The sequence below is a fragment of the Levilactobacillus cerevisiae genome (assembly GCF_003946245.1).
Lineage (GTDB): Bacteria > Bacillota > Bacilli > Lactobacillales > Lactobacillaceae > Levilactobacillus > Levilactobacillus cerevisiae.
Map to the genome: position 1 here is coordinate 43,862 of NZ_RHNN01000020.1, position 24,287 is coordinate 68,148.

General features: G+C 49.9%; 22 protein-coding genes. 16 read left to right on the plus strand and 6 right to left on the minus strand.

Annotated features, from left to right (window positions below):
- Positions 1 to 26: 26 nt before the first annotated feature.
- The 13 genes from EKM99_RS10375 (at position 27) to EKM99_RS10435 (ending at position 14,853) form a co-directional block, all read left to right on the plus strand.
- The gene (locus EKM99_RS10375) at positions 27 to 1,472 is read left to right on the plus strand and encodes a glycoside hydrolase family 73 protein (RefSeq protein WP_125583352.1); all 1,446 of its coding nucleotides are present in this window, start codon (positions 27 to 29) and stop codon (positions 1,470 to 1,472) included.
- Between the two features lie 251 nt (positions 1,473 to 1,723).
- Entirely contained in the window at positions 1,724 to 2,809 is a 1,086-nt protein-coding gene (locus tag EKM99_RS10380) for an ABC transporter ATP-binding protein (protein ID WP_125583353.1), read from the plus strand.
- Between the two features lie 664 nt (positions 2,810 to 3,473).
- The gene (locus tag EKM99_RS10385) at positions 3,474 to 3,764 is read left to right on the plus strand and encodes an LlsX family protein (protein WP_125583354.1); all 291 of its coding nucleotides are present in this window, start codon (positions 3,474 to 3,476) and stop codon (positions 3,762 to 3,764) included.
- A gap of 326 nt (positions 3,765 to 4,090) precedes the next feature.
- The gene (locus tag EKM99_RS10390) at positions 4,091 to 4,399 is read left to right on the plus strand and encodes a hypothetical protein (RefSeq protein WP_125583355.1); all 309 of its coding nucleotides are present in this window, start codon (positions 4,091 to 4,093) and stop codon (positions 4,397 to 4,399) included.
- 426 nt (positions 4,400 to 4,825) lie between these two features.
- Positions 4,826 to 5,560 (plus strand): NEAT domain-containing protein, encoded by a 735-nt coding sequence (locus EKM99_RS10395; RefSeq protein WP_125583356.1) that lies wholly within the window; start codon positions 4,826 to 4,828, stop codon positions 5,558 to 5,560.
- 74 nt (positions 5,561 to 5,634) lie between these two features.
- Positions 5,635 to 6,828: an NEAT domain-containing protein gene (locus EKM99_RS10400; protein ID WP_125583357.1), complete on the plus strand. Its 1,194-nt coding sequence runs from the start codon at positions 5,635 to 5,637 to the stop codon at positions 6,826 to 6,828.
- The gene (locus tag EKM99_RS10405; protein WP_125583358.1) at positions 6,821 to 7,618 is read left to right on the plus strand and encodes an NEAT domain-containing protein; all 798 of its coding nucleotides are present in this window, start codon (positions 6,821 to 6,823) and stop codon (positions 7,616 to 7,618) included. The genes EKM99_RS10400 and EKM99_RS10405 overlap by 8 nt, the downstream gene beginning before the upstream one ends.
- A gap of 14 nt (positions 7,619 to 7,632) precedes the next feature.
- Entirely contained in the window at positions 7,633 to 8,526 is an 894-nt protein-coding gene (gene isdE, locus EKM99_RS10410) for a heme ABC transporter substrate-binding protein IsdE (RefSeq protein ID WP_125583359.1), read from the plus strand.
- On the plus strand, positions 8,523 to 9,491 hold the full coding sequence (locus tag EKM99_RS10415) for an iron ABC transporter permease (protein WP_125583360.1): 969 nt from the start codon (positions 8,523 to 8,525) through the stop codon (positions 9,489 to 9,491). Before isdE ends, EKM99_RS10415 begins: the two co-directional genes overlap by 4 nt.
- Positions 9,472 to 10,230: an ABC transporter ATP-binding protein gene (locus tag EKM99_RS10420; RefSeq protein WP_125583361.1), complete on the plus strand. Its 759-nt coding sequence runs from the start codon at positions 9,472 to 9,474 to the stop codon at positions 10,228 to 10,230. Before EKM99_RS10415 ends, EKM99_RS10420 begins: the two co-directional genes overlap by 20 nt.
- A 743-nt stretch (positions 10,231 to 10,973) precedes the next feature.
- On the plus strand, positions 10,974 to 12,173 hold the full coding sequence (locus EKM99_RS10425; protein WP_125583362.1) for a hypothetical protein: 1,200 nt from the start codon (positions 10,974 to 10,976) through the stop codon (positions 12,171 to 12,173).
- Positions 12,174 to 12,296: 123 nt separating this feature from the next.
- Entirely contained in the window at positions 12,297 to 13,526 is a 1,230-nt protein-coding gene (locus tag EKM99_RS10430) for a hypothetical protein (RefSeq protein WP_125583363.1), read from the plus strand.
- A gap of 124 nt (positions 13,527 to 13,650) precedes the next feature.
- Positions 13,651 to 14,853 (plus strand): hypothetical protein, encoded by a 1,203-nt coding sequence (locus EKM99_RS10435; RefSeq protein WP_125583364.1) that lies wholly within the window; start codon positions 13,651 to 13,653, stop codon positions 14,851 to 14,853.
- 108 nt (positions 14,854 to 14,961) lie between these two features.
- On the opposite strand, the gene ppx is transcribed toward EKM99_RS10435, so the two are convergent.
- The 5 genes from ppx to EKM99_RS10460 form a co-directional block, all read right to left on the minus strand.
- On the minus strand, positions 14,962 to 15,897 hold the full coding sequence (gene ppx, locus EKM99_RS10440) for an exopolyphosphatase (RefSeq protein ID WP_125583365.1): 936 nt from the start codon (positions 15,895 to 15,897) through the stop codon (positions 14,962 to 14,964).
- The gene (locus EKM99_RS10445) at positions 15,898 to 18,057 is read right to left on the minus strand and encodes an RNA degradosome polyphosphate kinase (protein WP_263853871.1); all 2,160 of its coding nucleotides are present in this window, start codon (positions 18,055 to 18,057) and stop codon (positions 15,898 to 15,900) included.
- A 2-nt stretch (positions 18,058 to 18,059) separates the two neighbouring features.
- Positions 18,060 to 19,589, minus strand: coding sequence for a Ppx/GppA phosphatase family protein (locus tag EKM99_RS10450; RefSeq protein ID WP_164511584.1), 1,530 nt, complete (start codon positions 19,587 to 19,589; stop codon positions 18,060 to 18,062).
- A 327-nt stretch (positions 19,590 to 19,916) separates the two neighbouring features.
- The gene (locus EKM99_RS10455) at positions 19,917 to 20,738 is read right to left on the minus strand and encodes a LicD family protein (RefSeq protein ID WP_125583368.1); all 822 of its coding nucleotides are present in this window, start codon (positions 20,736 to 20,738) and stop codon (positions 19,917 to 19,919) included.
- Positions 20,739 to 21,275: 537 nt separating this feature from the next.
- On the minus strand, positions 21,276 to 21,866 hold the full coding sequence (locus EKM99_RS10460; protein ID WP_125583369.1) for a DUF5067 domain-containing protein: 591 nt from the start codon (positions 21,864 to 21,866) through the stop codon (positions 21,276 to 21,278).
- 231 nt (positions 21,867 to 22,097) lie between these two features.
- Between EKM99_RS10460 and EKM99_RS10465 the strand changes: the two genes are divergently transcribed.
- Both EKM99_RS10465 and EKM99_RS15835 read left to right on the plus strand, forming a co-directional pair.
- A complete protein-coding gene (locus EKM99_RS10465) occupies positions 22,098 to 22,541 on the plus strand; it encodes a MarR family winged helix-turn-helix transcriptional regulator (protein ID WP_125583370.1) in 444 nt (147 codons plus the stop codon).
- Positions 22,542 to 22,600: 59 nt separating this feature from the next.
- Positions 22,601 to 22,774 carry a hypothetical protein gene (locus EKM99_RS15835; protein WP_164511585.1) on the plus strand — a complete coding sequence of 58 codons (174 nt, stop codon included), beginning with the start codon at positions 22,601 to 22,603 and terminating at the stop codon, positions 22,772 to 22,774.
- 197 nt (positions 22,775 to 22,971) lie between these two features.
- Here the strand turns inward: EKM99_RS15835 and EKM99_RS10470 are convergent, their stop codons facing one another.
- Positions 22,972 to 23,421 (minus strand): OsmC family protein, encoded by a 450-nt coding sequence (locus EKM99_RS10470; RefSeq protein WP_125583371.1) that lies wholly within the window; start codon positions 23,419 to 23,421, stop codon positions 22,972 to 22,974.
- A gap of 390 nt (positions 23,422 to 23,811) precedes the next feature.
- On the opposite strand from EKM99_RS10470, the gene EKM99_RS10475 reads away from it, so the two are divergent.
- Complete coding sequence (locus EKM99_RS10475; protein WP_125583372.1) at positions 23,812 to 23,991, plus strand: hypothetical protein; 180 nt, start codon at positions 23,812 to 23,814, stop codon at positions 23,989 to 23,991.
- The last annotated feature ends 296 nt before the right edge of the window (positions 23,992 to 24,287 follow it).

Genomic DNA, 24,287 nt, shown 5'->3' on the forward strand with positions numbered 1-24,287 from the left:
GCGATTTTAAGGGGGAAAACGGTAAAATGAAGCAAATAAAAGGATGGCTACTAGCCACACTCGTTATGGGTGTTGGCTTGGGCGGCCTCGTCATTACTAAGGGAACGGGTCATGCGGCGACCACGAACCCACAAACCTTTATCTCAACGATGAAAAGTCCTGTAACCACGGTTGCGAATCAGTATAAACTGTATCCGTCCGTGATGATGGCTCAGGCGGCTTTAGAGAGCGCTTGGGGGACCAGTACGCTCACTACGACTGCCAATAATTACTTTGGCATCAAGGGGAGCTACAACGGTCAATCCGTCACGATGCAGACTGCCGAATACGACAGTAACGGTCAGCTTTATTACACGAATGCCAACTTTAGAAAATACCCAAACGCCAAGGCGTCAATGACCGACAATGCCACTCTGTTGCGGAATGGGACCAGTTATAATCCCACCGTTTATAGTGGGACTTGGCGGGAAAATACGTCTTCGTATAGCGATGCAGCCAATGCACTTACGGGGACTTACGCCACGTCACCAACCTATGGAACTAGTCTGATTTCGATCATCAAAACGTACAGTTTGAGTTCCTTGTTGGACGGCAGTACGACCAGTTCCTCGAGCTCCTCGAGTTCTTCGAGCAGTAGTAGCTCGGACACAGCCGATCCGAAGCCCGTGGTTTATGATGCTGCGACTTACTTTGGGGCCAGTGGTACGCAGACAGCCCGGTTGAGTAGTAAATACACCAGCTACCGCCTGTACAATCACATCAAAGGGACCCGCGCTAAAGTGACGAAAACGGCTTGGAGTAAGGTTAAGGCCGGCCAGGACGTTCAGGTTTATTTGGATATGCGGGGTGTCAAGAAATCTTCGACGACTGGCAAGAAGACAACCTGGTACCGGATTCGCTTTAGCAATTCGAGTTCCGCGAAGAAGTACTGGGTTTACGGTCAGGCGTTAACCTTGCCAACGGTTAAGTACACCAAGGGAACCGCGACGGTTAAGGTGAACAGTGCGTTGAGTGGCAACTACTACGATCACGTGTTTAATTCACCATACCTGGCAAAGTCATTGGGCGCCCTGAAGAAATTGACCGCTAAGTCATACGCGGCGGACAGTCAGGCCGTTAAGACCCAAGATGGTGTCAAGTCTACTTGGTACCGAATCAAAGTTGGGAAGCAAAAGGTTTGGATTGCATCAACGGAGGCTGCGGCCAGTCCCCAGTACGACTATGTCGTTTACTCGGCGGCTAGTGGCACCAAGAAGTTGAGCGCCAAATACAGTAAGTATCATCTCTATAACCACGTGAAGAAGACCCACTTCGACCAGCAGAGTTTCGATTGGCCGAGCGGGAGTAAGAAGGGCACCAAGGTAACCGTAAACTACAAAGGCGTCAAGTCTGCTTACGGAACTACCTGGTACCGACTGAAATTCAGTGGTGATAAGACGAATTATTGGGTCGACGCCAAAGCATTAGATTAGATTGAAGCAAAGAGCCTGGGGTGATACAAGACCTCAGACTCTTTTGTCGTCTTCAGCCTGAAAGTTCGCCTGCTAACCGCTGCCGTTCCACTCGCTTGATTTCAGATTTAAAAACTTTTTTAACGAATCGCTAAAGGCTGGCTAGAAATTACCCACAAGAGCAGAATATTTGGTATAATACTACAGACTAAGCCTGGTACGTTTACGGGCCGCATAAGGAAACGTAAAATCTGAGTTAGGAAGTTTAATTCATGGATAATTCTTACAAAATTAAAGTGCAACATGTGACGAAGGAATATGATCTTTACAAGAGCCAGGCTGAAAAGCTCCGGTCTTTCTTTTCATTGAGCAATTCCTCTGTGCCTCATTTCTGGTCCTTAATGGGTATCTCACTTGAAGTGAAACCGGGTGAAACGTTGGGCTTGATTGGGGTTAACGGTTCCGGTAAGTCAACGCTCTCCAACATTATTTCGGGCATCATTCCACAAACCACGGGGACCGTTGACGTCCACGGAGATACCTCAATCATCGCTATCGGCGCCGGCTTACGGGGAAACTTGACTGGGTTGGAAAACATCCGGTTGAAGGCCTTGATGCAAGGGCTGACCAATCCTGAAATTGATGCCTTGATGGACGACATTGTTGCGTTTGCTGATATTGGTGACTTCCTTTATCAACCCGTTAAGAGCTACTCTTCAGGGATGAAGTCACGGTTGGGCTTTTCAATTGCCGTGCACGTGAATCCCGACATCTTAATCATTGATGAAGCGTTGTCCGTCGGGGATGATACCTTCTATCAAAAGTGTGTGGACAAGATTTCTGAATTCAAGGACGAAGGAAAAACCATCGTCTTCGTCAGTCACTCTTTGAAGCAGGTTGAAATCTTGTGTGACCGGGTTGCCTGGATCCACTATGGCACGTTGAAGGAAATTGGTTTGACCGATGATGTTGTGAAGCACTACCGTGAGTTCACGAAGTGGTTCAAGGGTCAAACCAAGAAAGAAAAGAAGCACTTCCAGCGCCAAATGAAGACCAACCAAAAGTCATTTGACATCGACGCTTACCAGAAGCAGGTCACGGAAGAACGCCAAGCAGCGGCGCCAAATGATAAAAACGTGGCGGCCGAAGTCAAAAAGGACTTCTACGGTTCAGTGATCAGCGAAAAGATGAGCTGGGGCAACCGGCTCTTAACCTTTGGTGTGGCACTGGTCTTTGTACTGGCCTGCTTAGTTAATGTTTCCGGACATTCAGTGGTTGAAGTGATGCAGAATCCAAGCAGCATCGTCCATCCAGAAACGGTCTTACATGACCCGAATAAAACAACAAGTGTGAAATAAATTAGAAAATAGTAAGAAAACAGATAGATTTTTCTTATTTATCGTGGTATCTTTAAGTTACCATTTATTTACCCCTTTATTTGATTTCCCAATGAATCGATTAAAGGTTTATCTCTCATTTGGTGAAGACTAAATGGCGGGGCCAAGAAGAAATTCTTGACCTCTTTTTGTGTAGAGTGCGGAGCGGGGCGCCCAACTGGCGAGCATTAACGGCGCTAAGTGAAGGCCCCCGGGCTTGGGGCCTTTGCTTAGCGTTGTTAAGCGGAACCAGTTGCCCCGCGTAGCACGTTTCAGAGGCCGCCAGGACCGCGGATACTATCCGTGTAGAGCTAGCTTAACGGTTCAAACAAGTCTGTGAATAAAGCGACTACCCTGATCCTGGGATATTTTCTTAGCCGGGTTAAGCGGAGGAGTCTGGCTCGCGTAGCACGTTTCGGAGGCCGCCAGGACCGAGGATACTATCCGTGTAGAATCAGTCAAACGGGTTAAAGCAAGATAGGCGCCCTGGGTTTGTACGTGTTGTTCATCAAAACCAGTTACCCCAGAAGCCCATTCCAGACCGCACAACCCCAAAAGTTCAGTCAACGGCCAAACCGGTATGTAATCATCAGCCACCCACCAAAGCCGGCCTATAATTCAAGGAAAAATAAGGGGGTGAGTCAACATGACACAAACAACCAAAAAGCGCGTTGCAATCGAAGCAGCAATCAGTATCCTCATCATTGCCGGAATGATGGCCTTGTTTATTGCGGTTGGGTTCTGGATAGCCGAGGCCAATGACTTTAGTCTCATCAACGTGGGAATCGCCCACATCCACTTCTACCGCATCACGGAAGCAATCGGCCAATTTTACGGGCACCCATTACTGACTGGTTTAATCTTATTTGGAGGCGGGGGATCTCTGTTGCTGGTTGGGTTAATGGAAGGCTGGCGAAAAGTGAGTCGCTTGTCTTAGATGACTGGCTGACCAAACGAATCGTAAAATAATTTTTCAAATAATCCTCAAGCTGCCTAAGCGGGAGCAATCCCAGGTAGCTCTAGGGGATAAGTGATAAGCCCCCATACTGATACCCCAAAAAAATAGTGAAAATCGCCAACTATTTTCTGAAAGCTATTGACAGCGCTTACAAAATCCGGTATATTATATCTCGTAAGGTATTAATAATTACCTTCTAATCAATTCTCTTTCTCTCTTATGCCGACCACTGCCATTCCCTGGTAGTGGTTTTGTTTTGCCCAAAATCACGGTATAATGGACGTATTGTGTGGAGGCGATCAAAAGTGAAAAGTCATGAAACATTTACGCTGATTGAGGAGATTACCCGTCTCGACGGCAGTAAATACATGGAAATTAGTAACATGGTGCAAAATGGGCGGGCCGAATTGGCTGTTGAACGCAAACTGATCAAACAGGTGCGGATCCTACAGTTGAACATTGCCCATACGCCTCACGTCCAGACTTATGAGGACTACGTGAACGAAAACTACGACATGCCCGCTGAGGACTTCACTGAATTTCAAGAATGGCGACGCACGCCGGAGATGGATCAGGAAGTCGCTGCGATTTTACATGAAAACCATATCGGGTAGCGAGCAAATTTAATTGTGAGTGGAGGCTGTGACGGCTGTCGCAACCTTTTTTTGTGCCCAAATTTACATTGTGGCAACTGGTGCCGGCCAAGAGACCTCAAACGTATACGCATTTTCGACACACATCGCGAAAGTTGTTACTAATTAAGCCGGGAGATAGTTAGGATAACTGGGAAACGGGGGTGCACAAAATTGTAGAATTTTGTTGCCAGAGCGGTCACAAACCCTTTTGCTTATGGGGTTAGCGTAGCGGCGTGGTCAGGGCGGTAGCGTCCCATCAACGAAGCTTTAAAAGCCGTTTGCCTATCAGTGTATAAGTCGAATGACAGTTTAATTGGCTACAAAATTGTGGTACTCAACTAATAATCGTGCTACTATGAAAACGGATTCATAAACATCATACTTTGTTTTGGGAGGGTATTTTTTATGAAAAAATCTTTAACCGTTATGAGTGCGTTACTTTTGTTGACCAGTGCGGGTGCTGGCATAACCTTGAACCAGGTGACCGCACCGGCCACGAGTGCGCAAGCGGCGACGTTGAACGCAGCTAAGTTGGCAAATGGTAAGTACAGCATCGCCTTTAGCATGTACCAGACGGGCACCACCACGATTTCCGAAGCGTCAAATTACTTAAGCAACACGGCGGCTGTTAGCGTGAACAATAAGAAGGCCACGGTAACCATCACGGGCACCAAGAACGGCAATATGTTCATCAAGGCACTGACCCTGGGTGGCAAGACCGCAACCGTAAAGCAAGTCGCTACTGGCAATACATACACGTTTAGCAACGTTGATCTGACCAAGGACCAAACGATTGGCTTTAGCCTAGCCGTTCCAGTGAATGGCCAAACGGTCACCATGCAGGAATCTGCGACGTTGAAATTTAACACGGCGAGCTTGAAGGCAACCAGCAAGGCTCAAAAGAAGGTTGCGCTGACCACCAAGCAAGTTAAGGCCCAAGCCAAGAAACTCAGTGGGACGACCACCAAGGGCGCCAAGGTCACCGTTAAGCACAACAAGACCACGCTGGGCAAAGTGACCACCAAGAAGAAGGCTTACACGGTGAAACTGAAGAAGGCCGTTAAGAAGAGCTGGAAATTAACCGTCACCGCCAACAAAGCGGGTTACAAGACCGTAACCAAGACCGTGATTGTTAAGTAAGTGGCAAAATCACTACCGGTTTCGGTGGTGATTTTTTTGATAATATCTAAAAATAAGAAACGGGGGAGCGCATCATGAAACACCTACAGCAATTTTTCCGCTTCGTGAGCTGCCTAATCGTTGGGCTGGTCGCTTTTAGTTGGGGGCAAACAACCTTGAGTCACGCGGCAACTTTAAGCGATGGTCTGTACCAGGTGCCGATGAAGATCATTAAGGCGGACAGTACTGCCACGTCCACGGCCAATCAATTCTTTGGCAACACCGCGGTCATTCGCGTGAAGGACGACCAGGTGACGGTGCTGATCACCTCGAACGGCGAACAGTACATTAAATCCATGAAGGTCGCTGGTCAAACGGTGACCCTGGTGAAGACCGCCAATAAGCAGGCAATCTATCAGTTTAATTTGACGGCGCAGACCAGTCCGCTGACCACCACCTTCAAATTGACCACGCCATTGGGTTCCATGAACGAAACGGCACGGCTGACACTTGATTTTGCCCAAGCCAAGCAGGTTAGCAGTAGCCTGACCACCGCGGACCTGTTGGCGCAGGCCGAAAAAGTGACCCAAGCGGCCGCCAGTAGTTCGAGCAGCAGTCTGAAGATTCCCAAGACGACGGCTGCTAAATCCAGCGCCAAAACGACCAGCACCAAAACGTCCACCGCTGCGAAAACCAGTGGCACAACTGAATACTGGCGTTACCAGGTCCTCCAGGGCAGCAAGATGACCAAGTCGGAGGCCAACCAGTACTACACGGACGTGGCAACCGTGACGCCCAAGGGTAACGGCTATCTGGTCAAGTTAAACGTGAAATACGCGAAGTCCCTCAAACTGGGCAGTAAGGCCGTCGTTCCCGAAAGCATCGACGGGGTCAAACCGCAAAACGTGACCTACGGCAAAAGCGGCAGCGATTATACCATGAGCTATACCTTTACCGTGGCGAAGCGCAGTGATCTCACGAAGAAGCTTATTCCGGGAAAGATTCACGTGACGGTGCCCGCAATGGCCATCAGCCAGACGTTCCCGATTCGGTTCCGCTTTGCGCGGAGTGGGGCGGCCGACCAGGCGAGTGCGGCGAACGTGGCCGCTTTACCCAAGAAGACCAACACCGCAGCCGCGGCGACACCTGCGAGCGCCAATAGCGAGTCGCAACGCCACCAAACAACTTTACCACCAACCGGCGAGACGAGCAGCAACTGGTCAGTTCTTGGGATCATCGGGTTAGGCCTCAGTCTGCTCATCTGGTGGGGAGGTCGACGCGATGCGTAACTTTCGTAAACGTTGGCTACTCAGCCTCTTAGTACTGACGGCGTTTTGGTTGATGCCGACAGCAGCGCACGCCCAATCCCTGGAGTTTTCCGCGCTGAAGTACAATACCAATCAGACCTCCATGGCCAGCGGTTATTTCGTCCATCCGGCTGCGGTGACCGTCAAGAATCACGCCTACGTGGTCACGATGGACATTAAGACGGCTAAGAAATTGACCGACTGGCCGGTCACGGTGCTCTCGATTGATGGGCAAGCGCCAGCGAACGTCCGCAAGGAAAAGGATGCCGCGGGCAATTCCCACCTGTACTACGCGTTCACCACCACGGATTTGAAACGGGACGTGACCGCCAAGCTGTCGATCGATGTGCCCAAGGTCTACAAGGCCAAGCACCTGATCACGTTTAAATTTAAGACGAACAATTTACCGTCACTCGGGAGTAAGACCCCGACCACGACGGCCAAAGCCACCTCCAGTAGTCGCGCCAGCAGCAGTAGTAGTTCTAAGGCGGCGACATCGGCAGCGGCCGCCAAGACCAGCAGTTCCGCTAAGGCTCAGGCGCAATCACGAGCGAAAAGTTCGGCCAAGGCCAAAGCCAGCAAGTCCAGCAGCAGTCGTGCTAGCAGTTCCACGGCCAGTCAATCGGTCAGCAACGCCCAACAATCGGGCACCACGGCTGACGAAGTACCCGCGCAAAAGACCCACTGGGGCGGCTTGATTGGCGGGATTGTGGCCATCATCGTGCTGGTTGGCGGTGGCGGCTTGTGGTACGTTGGCCGGGGACGACATTAGGAAGGTGAGAGTTGATGAAAAATCCTAGAAAAATGGGGCTGATCACGCTCGCCGTTTTGGTGGTCCTGGGTTTGGCCGGCGGAGGCATAGCTTGGCAAACCCAGCGGCAACGCCAGAGTCAGCCACGCATCGTCGCGACGACCTACGCCATTGTCCAGATCGCCGACAAACTAAATTTACCGTTAGTCGGCGTGCCCACGACCGCCAACACCTTGCCCAAGCAGTATCGCCAGGTTGCCAAGGTCGGGAGTCCAATGAATCCCAGCGTGGAAAAAATTACGGCGCTGAAACCGACGGCGGTCTATTCCGTGACCACGCTGGACGACCAATTTGGCAAGGCGTTCAAGGCCCAACACGTCGCGCCACATTTTCTAAATTTGAGCAGTGTGCATCATTTGCAAAAGACCTTGACCCAGCTGGGACGGCGCTATGACCGTCAGTCAGCGGCGGCAAAACAGAACAACTTGATTAATCAGGCAAAACAACGGGCGACGCGGCGGGCACGCGGCCACCAGGCACCCCGCGTATTGGTCTTGATGGGCCTGCCGGGAGCCAGTTACATGGTGGCGACGAACCACGCCTACGTGGGTGACTTGGTCCGACTGGCAGGGGGCGCGAACGTCTTCACCAGCAAGGACCAGGAATACCAGGCGCCCAACGACGAGGCGATTCAAAAGGCCGATCCGCAGGTGATTTTACGGCTTGAGCACGCGATGCCGGCCATGGTCACCAAGCAATTTGACCAAGAGTTCAAAGATAACGCGATGTGGGCCCGGACGTCGGCGGTCAAGCATCACCGCGTCTACGATTTGCAGGAGCCAACGTTCGATGCGACCGCTAATATGCGAGTCGTGACCGCGTTAAACCAGGTCAGTCAGTGGCTGTATCCGAAGGGGGCGGCCGCATGACGACCCACGCAAATTGGTGGTACGGTGGCGTGCTGGTGTTGGTGGTGCTCACCGTCTTGCTTGCGTTAATGGCGGGAACCGTCTGGATTGGCCCCGCGCAAGTGCTTCATGCGCTTGGTCAACCTAACAGCCAAGCCTTTGTAACCGTCTTTTCCCTGCGGATTCCTCGGATTCTGAGTAGTCTGATCTGCGGCGGGAGTCTCGCGGTGGCCGGTGCGCTCTTTCAGGCCGTCTTCCGGAATCCGATTGCCGATCCGAGTATCTTGGGGATCAGTGCGGCGGCAGACTTTTTCAAATTAGGTGGAGCAATGCTACTGCCGTGGCTCCCCGGGCGTAACTGGGTGATGGCCATGGTAGGTGGTTTGGTGGCACTGGCGATTCTGACCAGTGGCCGGGCCTTAGCCAACCCTTACCGCTTAATCATCGTCGGGGTCGCCCTGGATGCGACGTTCGTCGGCCTGCAACAATTGTTGAGTAGCGGGGCGACCACCATCAGTCACAGCACCTTCAACGGCCTGACTTGGGGAGATACCACGACACTCCTGATTCTGGGCGTCCTGGGGCTGGCTGTGGCGTTAGTGATTGCGCCCTGGGCCAATTACCTTAAATTGACCGACAGTGCCTTACAGAACGTCGGGGTGCCCGTGAGCGTGATCCGCTGGAGTCTCCTGTTGCTGGGGATGTATCTGGCGGTCAGTGTGACGGCGGTCGTTGGCGCGATTCCATTTGTTGGGATCGTCATCCCCAATATTGCCCGGCGCCTAGTGGGTCACGATTATCAAACGGTCCTGCCATTTTCGATGCTGGCCGGGGCCTGGCTGATGCTGGCGGCCGATACGCTGGGGCGCACCGTAATCGTGCCTAGCGAGATTTCTGCGGCGACCATGATGGCCGTTATCGGTGGACCATTTGTCATTATTCTCTTACAACGGGGGCGAGGTTTTCATGGAATGTCAACGCGTTAGCTATCATTATCCCCGCCAAACCCAGGGTTTAACCGATTTAACGGGCATTTTCCCACCCGGAAAGGTGACCACCATCATTGGCCCCAACGGTGCGGGCAAGTCGACGCTGCTCAAGTTGTTGGCACGCCAGTTAGCACCCCAAACAGGGCAGATTTTATTAAATGACCACCCATTGGAACAGTTCGCCCCAAAAGAATTCGCTCAGCAAATTGCCATGGTGACGCAACATCACCAGTTGTACGACGAAATGACGGTGCGCGAGGTGGTGGCGACGGGCCGGCTGCCGTACCACGGCTTGCTTCAAGCGGTACCGGCGGCGGAGGTTACCCCGTACGTCACGGCGGCGGGACTGACAAGCTTGGCAGATCAGATGATCCAAGAACTGTCGGGTGGCCAACAGCAACGCGCCTGGTTGGCGGCAGCGTTGGCTCAGGAACCGAGCGTGCTCCTGCTGGATGAACCCACGACGTACCTGGATGTTCGTTATCAGCAGCAGTTGATGACCCAGATGCGCCGGTTGGCGGCAAAGGGACTGACCGTGATTCAGGTGCTCCACGATATCAATCAGGCCTTCCGGGTGAGCGATTGGCTGTGGCTGTTGCAGGAAGGTCGGCTGGTGACAACGGGAACGCCTGACCAGTTGCGGGATGCCGACTTGCTGGCCCAAACCTTTGCAACTCAGGTGGAGATTGTGGACGTGCCGCGGTTGGGACCGTATATTGTGCAGTTGCCAGAGTAGGGTACCTGAAAAGGATAGGTAAGTTGGAGAGCAGTTGGAAAATGCGATTGCTCTTTTTGGGTTGCTTGAAATGATAGAAATACAACGGCAAACCAACCAGAGTAAATGAGCTCCACTAGATGATGTGAAATAATATTTGTGCAGTTAATTTATTGACACTAAGTCCCTTTGATAATTGAATAGTCAACTTTTGAAATGCTTTTGACATTTAAGCTTGCTTTTAGTTTAAGGGAGGCGCACTATAAGAAATAGATTAAATTGCTTTTTTGAATAGCGCTGAATAGCTAGCCAGTTATCCCAAATAGCTGGTTACCGGTGATAGTGGTGATTCACGTGGAACCATGCAATGACATGTGAATTTTAGAACAATCAAGACTGCACCTCAGGATAGTTAAACTGTGAGACTGGTTTATGCAAGCTTGTTCAGCTACTATTTTTATGATTAGGGCTAAATGTGGCTCTTTAATAAAGAGACTTTAGGAAATAGTAGAGGACCGACCCATGCAGTCAGACAGTAAAGTATTAGCTACCACGAATAATGTCCAGGTAAAAGAAATGGACAAGTTTGGTCGCTAAACCGCGGTCGTTTGGTGGGAGACAGATTTTTTCAGCATTAGTCTGCGATTCACGATCACTTATCCGGCAACCACCACAGATAATGCCGCAAAAGCTCCGGTTAAATTAGGCACAGAAACTGGAGAGCTAATTCTAATAAGATGTGGGACAAGAGGTGAGAAAAAGAAATGAAAATCAAAATGGGTTTAGTTGTCCTTGTTAGCCTGTTGGCTGCCGGTTGTACTCAGGAAGCAACCTTAAAAGAACGCGCGTGGGCTAGTATGGTTCCTGCCACGAATGCTCAGGTTGGCCAAATTAAGCAGAGCACGACACCGAATATTGATGTTGCATATAAGATGACAAATAAGAAGGTTATCTTCTATCGCAGTTTAAAAGAATTTGGGAAAAAGTCTGGAGAATCTGCCTACTATGCGACCGAGCGATATGAGACTTTTGGCGCAACGAATAAGTACGTGACAACCAAGGGAACCTTTTATCACATGGTAACCTATGAGACCGGTGATTTTGAAGGGGTTCATGGACCTGAGACGATGGCTAATTATTCGGATTTCACTGATATTGGTTACGTGAAGGCGAGTGATGTCAAGCAAATCAAGACCATGCATAACATCAAGACTTATAAGCATAAGCGACCAGTTTATGTCGCGGACCCGGACATCCATAGAATTTGGAATAAACCACCTAATACAGTCCACTACACTTATATTTCGGGTGTTTTTGATCGACTGGCAGCCGAACAACTGTATGCGACCAAGGAAATTACTAGGTACAACGGCGCGCATTATGTTTTCCTAGAACGTGCGAATGGTCAAAAGCTGGGATGGACGTTCAAAACACCTAAGACCGTAATAGCGGGAAAATACCGTGATCCGGGCAAACAGTTCCTCGCACCTAAGAAACATGAGACGATGAAGAAAAAGGTCCAAAGTCATCGCTCCACCGGTAATCGGGTAACAACCAACGAAAGCCTATCAATGCCGCAGCGGGCTTACATTTCACGCGATAAGCAGCATCACATCGCTAAGGTCCTAGTGACCGGAATGGATAACCGGATTTCTAAGGTTAACTTCCATAAAGGACAAGCAACGAAGCTGACTGTGTATACGTACCGGCGTAAGCCTTGGCAAACGATTACTAGCCCCAAGAAGTTACGAACACATTATCAAGCTGCGCATGTTTTTCTGGAAACCGATCAGGCTCGGGTTAACTTCCATTCAATGAAGAGTCCAAAGTTAGTGACCGTGATTACTTATGGTTATGACGGCATGGCAACGACGACTGTTTACCGTAGCGGACGAGTGACGTTCAATACGCACAAATACAAGCACATCATGTCTTACCCGTTATCGCAGTTTAACTTTAAGTAGCCCACTCTTGGAGGAATAAGTGGTAGCTTAATTGAGAAATGAAAAGGAAACGCGCAAAAGATAATCAGTCACAATATCTGATTATCTTTCATGATTTTGCAAAGAGGGAAGGTGTAATTGCACATGAGAAAATCGCGTTTACTTCTGCTGGTAGTCGTGGGACTAACCATGGCAGGTTGTTCGACTATTAAACAGTCTAAACCAGCTGCGGCCAGTACCAGTTCGACTAGCCAGAAGGAGAGCACGGCCAGTAGCCAGGCAAGTAGCAGTCAGTCAAAACCGTTATTTGTGGGTGAAGTCTTTTCAACTGAGAAGGCTGATCCGAATATTCCTTACAAAATGGCTAACAAGCACGTTAAATTTTACCGGAGCCTGAAGGAAATTGGTGCTAAAGATGGGGTGTTCTCTGACTATTTTGAAGAGAAGGGCGAAACGTTTGGAATTACCAAGGTGGTTACCGCGACGAAGGGTATTTATTATCACGTTGTTAAGTATACTGTGAATGAAACGAGTGGTTTTGAAGGGAAAGGTAAACCAGAAGGGCTAGGCTACGTTAAGACTACCGACTTGAAACGGGTATCATTGATTAAGTCTGAATGGGCCTATGCCAAAAAGAAAGCCTATTATGTCGCCGATCCTAACAGCCACCGTATTTGGAATCGGCCGGCATATACGGCACCTTTTACGTATATTACCCACGTTTTTGACCGGTTAACAACGCAACAACTGTATGCAACCAAAGAATTAATTACCAGTAAAGGCAAACACTACGTCTACCTTGAAACCGCTAAGGGGCGTCAGCTGGGATGGGTTTATAAGGCCCGGCACACGTTGATTGCTGGTAAGTACCGTGATCCGGGGAAACAGTTATTGAAGCTGAAGAAGCACGAGAAAATGGTGACCCGAATTCAAAGTAAGAAGTCTACTGGTAATCGGGTTGGCGTGAACGATAGCCTTTCCTTACGTCAACGGGTGTACATTGTTAGAAACAAGCATCATCAGATTGCACGGATTCTAATTATCAGCATGGATAATCGGCCGACTAAGATTTACTTCCGGAATGGTCTTGCCACAAAAGTGAAGACCTATACTTATCGTCGCAAGCCATGGAAGGTGACAACGAATAAGAAAAAGTTGCGAACAGTTTACTGGGCACAACACGGAGATGATTATATGAATGTTGATGCCATTCGTAGTAAGTTTTATACCATGAAAAGTAAGAAACTAGTTAAGGTAAGTACTGTGGCTAATGATGGATATGTCCATATCTTAATCTATCGCGACGGACACGTGAAATTTCATACAGAGGTGATTGAACACAATATTACGTACAGTATCAATGATTATAAGTAGCTCACTCTTGGAGGAGTAAGTGGCAACTTAATTGAGAAATGAAAAGGAAACGCGCAACAGATAATCGGTCAATCTGGCTGATTATCTTTTGTGATTTTGTAAGACAGGGAAGGTGTCAGTACATATGAAAAAATCACGTTTGTTTTTGCTGGGACTTGTGGGGATAACCATGGCGGGTTGCTCGGCTACTGGCCAGTCGAAATCAGCCGTGGCCAGTGCCAATAGCAGCTCTACGAAATCGCCAGTAGGTAGAATTATTTCGACAGAAAAGGCTAACCCAGATATTTCCTACAAGATGGCTAACAAGCACGTCAAGTTTTACCGGAGTCTGAAAGAGTTTGGAACTAAGTCAGGGGTCTATTCAAGTTATGCGACTGCTAAGACGTTGACGTTTGGTCCGATTGAAAAGTACACTACCACTAAGGGTATTTATTACCACATGGTCAATTACAGTTATGGGGCGTATGGTTTTGATCATCCTTCGTTGCCAGATATGTCAAAGGACTACATGGAATTTGCCGAAAATGGTTACGTCAAGTCCACCGACCTCAAACGGTATCACCCAATTAAGAAAGCTTGGACGTATAAGCATCGCAAGCCGTACTACGTTGGGAATACCTGGAGTCATCGACTGTGGAACGCACCCGTTGCGACCATGCACTACGCCTACGTGATGCGCGGTTTTGACCGCTTAGCCATGCAACAGTTGTATGCCACCAAAGAAGAGGTTAAGCGCAGTAACGGCGCGCACTACGTTTATTTGGAAACGGCCAAAGGGAGAAAGTTGGGCTGGGTGGCTAAGTCACCAAAGACCTTGATTGCCGGCTACTACCGGGATCCTGGTAGTCAATTTTTGACGGTACAGCCTGGTCAAACGATGAGAAAGCACGTGCAAAGCAAAAAGTCGACGCATAATCGCGTGGGGATCAACGACAGTCTCTCCCTGCAACAGCGCGCTTACGTCGTCAAAAGTCAGTACCAGGTCAGCAAGGTTCTAGTCATGGGGATGGATAACCGGCCAACTAAGATTTACTTTAGTAATGGGCATGCCACTAAGGTGAAATTTTACGAGTACTGGCGCAAGCCGTGGAAGACGGTGACGAAGCCCAAGAAGCTCCGGACTCACTTTAGCGTCTGGCATGAATTTGCGGAAGGTGTGCCAACACGGGTCAGTTTCTTCTCAAGCAAAAGTCCTAAGCTAACTGCGGTGAAGACTGAGGGCAGCGATGGCTCAGCGACCACCACGATTTATCGGAGCGGCAAGGTTGCGTTCAAGACCCATCCGTACAAGCACGTGGTCACGTATCCGCTATCAGATTTTAAGTAGCTCACTCTTGGAGGAGTAAGTGGTAACTTAACCATAACTGCAAAAAGAAGGCCAACCACTCAGAAATTTTCCGAGTGGTTGGTCTTCTTTGACATGCAATAGATTAGATTATTCAATCGCTGCCTTAACTTGGTTAATACGGTCATACAGAATACCGTCTCGCAAACCGGCGTTCGAGAACGTGATCAGTTGCGAGTCCAGCAGCCGCATCAGTAGGGCTACTGGAATCAGTCCGCCAATGATGATGTCGGCCCGGTCCTTGGACAAGCCCGGCACCTTCTTGCGGCCAGCCAGGTCTAAGCCTAGCAACTGGGTCAACGTGCTGTACACCTCGGTGGCGCTCAGCTTATAGCCGTGCACGTCCTCAAAGTTCAGGAAATTCTTGTTTCGGCGGTTGATCTTGGCCAGCGTCCGGTTGGCACCACCCAACCCAATCACGGGCAGGTTCGCCGCCTCACGGAGCCACCAAACGTCGTTGAAGACGTTGTTGACGAAGGTCATCGCAGAAAACAGCGAATCGGCCTGCACCTTGTCGCTCTCGAGGTAGGCCTGCGACAGCGTCACGGAGCCTAACGGGATTGACACCACGTGCTTCATTTGGCGGTTCTGCACCAGAATCAGTTCGGAAGAACCACCACCGGTATCGACAATCAAGCCGTTGATGATCGGCAAGGTATGAATCACACCAAGGTAGTCGTAGCGGGCCTCCTGGGCACCAGAGATGACATCGAAGTCGAGGTCAAATTGATCTTTGACCTGCTTCAAAAATTGTTTCTGGTTGGACGCCTGGCGAACGGCGGCAGTGGCCACGGCCGTGATTTCCGGGTTGTCTAATTTTGAATAGACGGCCTTGAATTCAGCCAGAGCGGCCAGGGTACGTTCAATGGCGGCTGGTTGGAGGAGTTGTTCCTCCCCCATGTTTTCTGATAACCGAACGTAGCGTTTTTCCTCGGTCACCGTCTTGTGATTGCCAGCTTCGTCAATCTCACTGATGGTCATGCGGACCGAGTTCGAACCCAAATCAATGACAACTAAGTTTTCCATTTATTCCAGACTCCGATCAATAGGGGATTTAGGCTGGTTCTTCGGGCTCAGCATGGGCTTGAACTGCCGCGGGGCATTGCTGTCCTTGGGTGCATGGGTGGCATTCGCCTTGATTTGGGCGGCTGCCAGGTCCATGAACGTTTCTTGGGCGTCGAGCGGTTCCAGGCCACGGCGGTCAACGCGCGTAAAGGTGCGGTCGGCCATCAGGACCCGTGTCTTGACGTTATCATGCCAGAGCGTTGCGAAAATGTCAAAGGCCCGTTGCCGGAGACTGTCGTTTAAGATTGGGAATAGCAGTTCTACCCGACGGTTCAGATTCCGCGTCATCAGGTCGGCACTGGACAGGTACAGTTGCGGATCACCGGCGTTCGCAAACGCATAAATTCGACTGTGTTCCAGGAAGCGGCCGACGATGGAATGGACTTCAATGTTTTCACTGAGTTCGGGGATGCCCACGTTTAAGCAGCAGATGCCCCGGACAATCAGCTTGACCTTGACGCCGGCGTGGGAGGCTTCGTAGAGCTTCGCAATCATGGCGGAGTCGGACAGTGAGTTCATCTTCATTTCGATCCAAGCGGGTTGGCCGGCCTTAGCGTTGTCGATTTCTTGGTTGATTTTCGCGGTAATAAAGTTCCGAATGCCATCGGGTGACATGTGGAGCTGATGGAAGTACGGGGGTTCGGAGTAGCCGGATAACATGTTGAAAATGTTGGAGGCGTCGATCCCCATGTCCGTGTTGGTGGTCATCAGGCCCAGGTCGGTGTAGAAGTGGGCGGTGACGTCGTTGTAGTTCCCGGTTCCCATGTGCATGTAGCGCCGAATACCATCGGGTTCCCGACGAACAATCAGCGTTAACTTACAGTGGGTCTTCAAGCCAATCAGACCGTAGATGACATGACAGCCCATCTTTTCAAGTTGTTGGGCCCAGTGAACGTTATTTTCTTCGTCGAAACGCGCCTTGACTTCCACCAGGACAGTAACCTGTTTGCCGTTTTGAGCGGCGCTCCCCAGGTATTTGATAATCGGTGAGTTCGCAGAAACCCGGTACAACGTCATCTTAATGGCTAAGACGCCGTCGTCACAGGCCGCCTGGCGAATCAACTCCGTGACGGCCGCGAAGTCGTCAAAGGGGTGGTGGACCAGGACGTCGTGTTGCCGAATCGTCTTGAAGACGTCATCGTCATGTTGCAGGCCTGGCGTCCGGGCAGCGGTGAATTTCGCGTAACTCTCATCGTCGTGACCACTGATTTGTTTGGTCAGTTTCGACAGGAAGGTCAGGTCGATGGGGCCACCAATTTCGTACACGGCGTAATCAGCGATCTTGATCGAGGTTGCCAACCGATTCTGGAGCGGCTGGCTGATGCCAGCTTCGACTTCCATTCGGACGGCGCCACCATGTTCCCGTTTCTTTAGTTGTTGTTCAACTTCCTTCAAGAGGTCGGAGGTATCTTCTTCGGCCACGTCCAAGTCCATGTCCCGGATGACCCGGTAATTGGCCGCTTCCTTCACCTGATACCCAATGAATAGGTTACCGATGAAGGTCTTGATGATGTCTTCCAGCAAAATGAAGTCATTGTCGCCACCCGGTAAACGGACGGTTCGGGGGAAGATTTCGGGAACTTGCACGGTCGCGAAACGCTTGTCTTTCTTATCCCCATCCTTGAACAGCCGCATGGCAATGTTCAAGGTATTGTTGCCGATAAAGGGGAACGGCCGCGAGCTGTCGACAGCCATGGGCGTCAGTGCCGGCGAGATTTCATCATTGAAATATTTTTCAATGAAGCGGGTTTGTTGGGACGTTAACTCAGCGGGCGTCAGGATGTGAATGTCTTCCGCCGCCAAAGCGGGAATCAACATCCGATTCAACGTCGAGTATTGTTTGATCACCTGGTCGTGAGCCTTGGCGTTGACGGCCAGCAGTTGGTCTTCTGCTGTCATGCCAGAGGCGTCTGGCTTAGGATAGTTGACCGCAGCCAGCTTGGAAAGTGAGGCGACCCGGACCATGAAGAATTCATCCACGTTGCTCTGGGTGATGCCTAGGAAGCGCACCCGTTCCAGTAGGGGGTTCGCCTTGTCGCGGGCCTCCTCCAACACACGATCGTTAAAGTCGAGCCAACTGAGCTCCCGGTTGGTATAATATTTCGGTTTTGTATAATCCAGGGTCATTTGTGTAACCTCCTCTGTTTTAAGACTGGTTGTAGGCCGAAGACGTCGGTGAAGAAATCAGCCTTGTAATTGAATGCCCAACGAATCAAGGACAGCTCATCGTCACTGAAAACGGTGATGATGACTTTGTTCGTGCGAATGGAAACGGAAATACGTTGAATGGTCTGTTGATGGGCGTCGTCTAGTGCGTCCGCAATCCGTAAAATGGCGGATAACTTGGCGACCACGACCCGCTTATCGCTATCTAATTGGCGGAAATGGGCCAGGTCTTCGGCGGGCGTTCGGGTACTGTGATACCGTGAAACGGCGGCGATAATCTGCGTTTCTTCGGTGGATAGGCCCAAGATTTCGGATTCCTTGAGCACGTAGTCGGAGTGCAGGTAATGTTCATGGGTATCGATGAAGCCACCGATATCGTGGACGATGGCCGAGACCTCTAAGAGCAGGCGGTCACGCGGCGTCAAGTGGTGCAGCGGCTTCAACTGATCGAAGAGGTGTAGCGCAAACCGGCGAACCAACTCCATGTGGTGGGGTTCTACCCGGTAACGTTGGGCCAGGTCATCTGCGGCTGCTAAAATTTGATTATCAAAGTGATATTTGTGGTAGCCGGCGGTGATGGCCTGGTTCGTGGTCAACCCGTCCAAGACGTTCAGATTGACCAGGTGGAGTTTTTCAGCGTGGACCACCGTCAGTAATTTCCGCACGAGCAAAACGACTGGCAGAACCAGTTCGACATTTTCCTCGGTCAGGTGCAGGCGTTCCATCAGATATTGGTTGGACGCCCCGGCAACCTCATTACAGAATTTGTTGAAAGACTTGACGGACAACGTGTAGCTCACGTCGCCCTTGGGGATGAAGTAGGTGTTCAGTGGTGCCGCACCAATCAACATCACCTGATTCTGAGTTGTTTGAAATTCTTCGGGAAGGAACCGGTAGAAGTCGTCGACCTTACTGTTGATGTAGTCGTCGAGCACGTCCACCGGATTAGGTGCCGTGGCCCGCAACGTTTGGAGCACTTCTTTGATACGAATGGGTCCCAGCTTCATGTTGTGTGAGGCAATGAGCTTGTCGTGCGCGAAGAAGGACAGGGTCGTACTCCCGGAGTTCATGCCGATGATGGCCGCGTGATCCTTGACCAGGTGGTGATAGTGGTAATATTTCAGGGCGATCGCCTCGTTGCGCACGAAGGATTCTTCGCCCAGCGACAGCCACTCGATGTGCAGGCCCGTCCGCACGTAGAGTTGGTCACGAATGAATTCCGCGTTGGGGGCCAAGGACAGCGCGTGGGAACCCCACAATTTATACTGGGTCACCCCGTAATCCTTGAGGACTTGAAGAAAGCCGCGTAACGCTTCGACGGCGTCACCCACAGTTTCAAAACTAATTTCTTCATGGTTGTAAATATTTTCCCCGATGGCGACGGCCGATTTGACCCGTTCGGTCTGGGCGCCGGTTTTAAGGTTCACAATCGACAATTCAATACTGGAAACATTTACGAGCATAGCGCCAAAATAATCATCAGCCATAAAATTCATCTACTTTCTGTAAAATATGAGTTGCTGTGAGGCTATTGTGGATTAGGATTGTATTTCCAAATCTGTTGCTGAAGCGTACGATAAAAGGTAACTGGCTCCGCATAAAAATCCAAGCCCGGGATTATCTGGCTTTCAGCCTTAATGCTCGCCAGCTAACCGCCATTTGCCCCATACTCAACAAATTAGTTTGTTTACTATCATACTAGAATCGGTCTGGACCATGTTGCTTGAATCAAAAATAAGGGCAAAAAATTTGAAAATTGATTTCAAACCGAGAAAATTGTGGTTTACCATCAACAAATATGGTAACGCTTAAATTTAGTCGGTAAATAATTGGTTGTCCATGATGACCAGGTCCAGGTGCTTTTCCGTTCGCTGATTCTCAGGTGGTAATTGGCGGTAATCGCCATATAGCCGCTCTAAAATTTTAGCATAGTTTTTCGGCGCCTGAACAGTTAACTGCTCGAATGGCACGTCGATTAGGTCAGTCAACTCCGTAACGCTGTAGATTTCTTTTTCATAGGCGTATTGTGAGGCGAGATTTTTCACCTGTGACAGGCTATCATCCGCTTGATACTGGGTCATGTCGGTTTCCCGCTGTGCTTTTAATGCATTAACGGCCGTGACCTGTTCTGGCTTGAGCGGACTCTGGAGTTTGCGAAGCGGGTTGTCGACCAGGTGATACCGTAGCTGAAGCAGGATGCGGGTGTTCAACAGCTGAAACTTGGTGAGCTGTTCACGTTGGGCCACCTCATCATCCGGAATCCGGTCCAGTGGGAAAATATCAATGAAAATCCCTTTGCGGGCATTGTTCACGTTTCGCTTCTCCTCAATGTAGGTGTTACGGTCGAGCAGTTTGGCGTAGCTCAACGCGTAATTTTCGTCGCTGGCGGGCGTTTGAAGGAAGTAATGCGTTCCCGTCAACAGAGCAGGTGCGGCGGCTAAAAAACGGTCGTAATCTGTTCGCAACAGACCTACGTCAACGTCATCGTCCCAGGGAATGAACCCCTGATGACGAATCGCGCCGAGCAGGGAGCCACCCATTAAAAAGTAGGGGAGCTTGAGTTGCTGGCAGAGCTGATTGAATTGGGTCAGATTTCCCAACTCAACTTGGTGAATGCGTTCGATTAAACTCGGCATAGGCAGGTCCTTTCTGCAATTTGCTTGGGTATGTGACTGGATCTAAAGATTGGGAACACAAAATTAATTAGGAAAGCTCAGCTAACAAGGATGGAAACAACTAGGTTTGGTAAGAATTACCACCTGCGGCTGCCAGAGACTCCGGCGTCTATGGGGACCGCCTGCGGCCTGAGAAGCGGTACTCCGGCTCGGTTTAAAGCCTGCCAAAACTCAGCAGTCTCCAAACGCGTCCCACGGTGTAAGCTGATTCTCAGCTAACACCGTTGTCATAGCTACCTCCATCTCTGGCCTCCACCGGTTACCATAGTTTTTTAACATCAAGTTGATGTGATTTTCGCTGGACTGGCAACTTTTAGCTACCAGACAGTCATGCCGTCAGTCCTAACCGTGAGCAACCTTGAGAGTTGGTGCATACACGGTGGGTATATCGCAACATGAGACATACATATTAATAGCTAGAGAGCTACACCACAGACGATGGAATCCCCTACAGCCGCAAGACGACACAAAGTTCACAACATTGTCAGCAAACCCTGCCTAGGACAAAGGATAGGTGCTGGTGTGGACCGTTTGGCCGTTCGTGTCCTTGAAGGTGACGGTGATGTTCTGCGTGCCCTTGGGTTCAAACATCGCCAGTCCGGTTGTTGATTTGCCAGCGTTCACGGGCATGACTGTCCGGTTCAATTTGTTATTATCCGTTGTTTGGCTGGTGGTGAAGGCCAGGTTGCCAGTGCCCAGCTTCTTGCCATTTTGGCTGGCACTTACGGCCGATTGCCAAAGGTCGCTAGGTATAATTGATTTTCCCTGGTTGTTAGTTACGGTATAATAAATGACGAACAGATTGCGGTTGGCAGTTGCACTGGCAGTCACCTTGGAACCAGTGAGCTTGAAGGCTACGTGGTTAATGGTAAACGTCTGATTGCTAAATGTGGCGGTCTTGGCGACGGAACTGCTAGAGCTGGCACGGCTACTTTGCTGGGTCTTGCTGGATGACGTTGCTTGGCTCGACTTGCTACTAGCGGGTTCCTGTTGACTGGAAGGTGTTTTGGCGGCAGACTTGTTTGTAGCGCCACAACCGGTCAGGAGCAACAGACTCCCTAAGACGACGAGTGATTTGACATGTGACATGTTAACTTCCCCCCTCGAAAGTTATGAATCTAAAATTTATGGTGTTCAGTGAAAACAACTAATTGTCATTTAATACAGTTAAAGTGGTGCGCTGGCAATTGCCTAATCACTACCTTTATTCTAGCATAGGACGGGGTGGACCACCGCCTAATTGGGTAGGAAAAAGCTGGTATTTACTGGACGTAAATGCTAAGATAAAAATCGTATTTTGAGAAATGTAGGTGGGTAATCATGGCTGAGCAGGAAGAGCCGTTGTTAGACGCTTTTATCAACGTCTATATGAGTTCGTTGAAGTATTTGGATGAGTTTATTTCCGAACCAGCGAAGGCGTATCACTTGTCGTTTGAACAGTATTTGATTTTACGAGAAATCACCCATAATGATCACGTGACCTTGATGGACATTGCTAGTAAACGGCAAGTCACCCGGAGCGCAATTTCCCGGCAAATTAAGGTCTTGTTGAAACAGGGCTATCTGCGACAGGAGCCGGATGAAAATGACCGGCGCCGGTTGTATCTATTGGCGACCCCAGCGGGCACCAAGGCGGAGGCCGCCATTCGGCAACGCGTTGACCGCCGTTTTCAGGGGTGGGTGGATGTTTATGGCGACAAGCGAGCACACGAGATTCTGAAGTTCATTCAGGACTTCAGCCAGGATACCCGCATGAAAAAGTAACCAACGTTAAGGCGTTTGGACACCGCGAGTCACTGCGGTGGAGAAGGAGATTGAAGTCAATGAGCAAAAAGCGCATGAGTACCGAGGAAGAGAAGCGCTGGCGCAAGATTGTCTTCATGGATGATGGCCACGATGACAAGCGGTCGCCTCGCCATCCAAGATCATTTGTCTACGGTGAAGCAGAGAAACAATCTTGGTGGGAACGGTTGACCCGACATTTTAGTCGGCGCTAGATGGAATTGAGAGTGGGACAAGGGGCGGTTAGCTGGCGACCATTAACGGTGATAACCGAATAATCCCGGACTTGGATTGTTTGGTCATCATTGTTAAGCGGAGCCAGCTGCCCCTTGTGCCACGTTTCAGCAGTATAAGCGTTGAAAATGAAAAATGGGTCTGGGGAATTTAGCTCCCAGGCCCATTTTTTAAAGTCTTAGTCCGTGACTACCTCCACGGGAGAAAATTCTTTCACAAGTTCGACGTGCACGTTATCACTGCCACTTAGGAGCTTGGCAACGGGACAACGCCGTTCGGCCAGATCCACCATGGACTCAGCGGTCGCTTGGTCAACGCCGGGAATCCGAACTTGGGCGGTGACGTAGAATTGCAAGCCGCGGGTATCCCGAGCCATCTCAACAATCGTATGAACCTGTGATGTGTGCGGAATCCCTTTGCGTTCCTCAATGGCTTCGAGGGTGGCGTTCAAACAGGTACTGAGTGCTAACCCAACAAATTGTTCGGGATTGGCACCCGGCCTGTCGTTCGTGGGGCTACTGGTTAGGGCGTCTAGACCCCCGGGGATATAGGAATGGCTTTCAAGTCCATCATCGTTGATGGCAACGGTACGGTAACGGGGTGGGAATTTTTCGCGGTCAATGGCCACTGGGAATCAGCTTCTTTCGATTAATTTACTCTTAGCCTACGCCGATTCAAGCTAAAAAACAACGGAAAAGGGACTAAAATGTAAGGGCTTACGACTGAGGTAAACCAATGACGGTTAAGTCATTAAACAATTGCATCAAAATAAGCCGGGATAAGGGCTCAACCGGTTGCACACGTCACCCATACCAATTATAGACTAAATGGTCGCTAACACAGATTATACCGGGAATAAATCTTGGTATAAACCCCGCAAATTCGGCGAATTAACGTAAACGGTTTTATGTAAAAGTTTTGTAATAATTGGGTAACAGGGGTAGACCACGCAATGATTAATGTTTATAATATAGTTATTGAGTAGCAGACACTGGCGAACAAGTTTGGGGGGAGCCATATGTTAAACGAAGAGCTATTGGATGAACGTAGACGGTTCCAAATGATCACTTGGCGGGCTAAGCAACACGGTGCCCAGGTGGTTGGTAAAAATATGATGCAACAATTTACGCAAACGGTGGCAGAGCAGCAGGCAATCTTGGCTGCTGCGCAACGCCGAGAGACGTCCGCAGTTAGTTAAGTGATTGTAGCTATCGATGGCCATGGGGGTAAGCCCCCCGGTATTCGTGGTACGCTATGATCGGTTAGGGGGCTAGATGATGAAACATCCCAAGATGTATTACGTCTATTACCTGAGCGGCTGGTTATTCTTAGGTGTCATGGCTTATGCAATCTATCATATGGTCACGTTGTGGCTGGTAGCCAGTCACATGTAGTTTGGGTAAGAACTGATAATAAAGGTTCTAAAATATCTGTTGTTGGTAATCAAATGAATTTGATTACTGGCAACGGATATTTTTGTATAATCAAAGAATG